Consider the following 655-nt stretch of genomic DNA (forward strand, 5'->3'; position numbering starts at 1 on the left):
AGAGTTTGATCATGGCTCAGGATGAACGCTGGCGGCGTGCCTAACACATGCAAGTCGAACGAAACTTCTTTATCACCGAGTGCTTGCACTCACCGATAAAGAGTTGAGTGGCGAACGGGTGAGTAACACGTGGGCAACCTGCCCAAAAGAGGGGGATAACACTTGGAAACAGGTGCTAATACCGCATAACCATAGTTACCGCATGGTAACTATGTAAAAGGTGGCTATGCTACCGCTTTTGGATGGGCCCGCGGCGCATTAGCTAGTTGGTGGGGTAAAGGCTTACCAAGGCAATGATGCGTAGCCGAACTGAGAGGTTGATCGGCCACATTGGGACTGAGACACGGCCCAAACTCCTACGGGAGGCAGCAGTAGGGAATCTTCCACAATGGGCGAAAGCCTGATGGAGCAACGCCGCGTGGGTGAAGAAGGTCTTCGGATCGTAAAACCCTGTTGTTAGAGAAGAAAGTGCGTGAGAGTAACTGTTCACGTTTCGACGGTATCTAACCAGAAAGCCACGGCTAACTACGTGCCAGCAGCCGCGGTAATACGTAGGTGGCAAGCGTTATCCGGATTTATTGGGCGTAAAGGGAACGCAGGCGGTCTTTTAAGTCTGATGTGAAAGCCTTCGGCTTAACCGGAGTAGTGCATTGGA

The 655-nt window shown here is 51.8% G+C and carries 1 rRNA gene; it reads left to right on the forward strand.

The features are described from left to right. Positions 1-655: ribosomal RNA gene (locus FCL47_RS24135) — 16S ribosomal RNA — on the forward strand; the annotation flags it as partial.

Source organism: Desulfopila sp. IMCC35006 (assembly GCF_005116645.1).
Classification (GTDB): domain Bacteria; phylum Desulfobacterota; class Desulfobulbia; order Desulfobulbales; family Desulfocapsaceae; genus Desulforhopalus_A.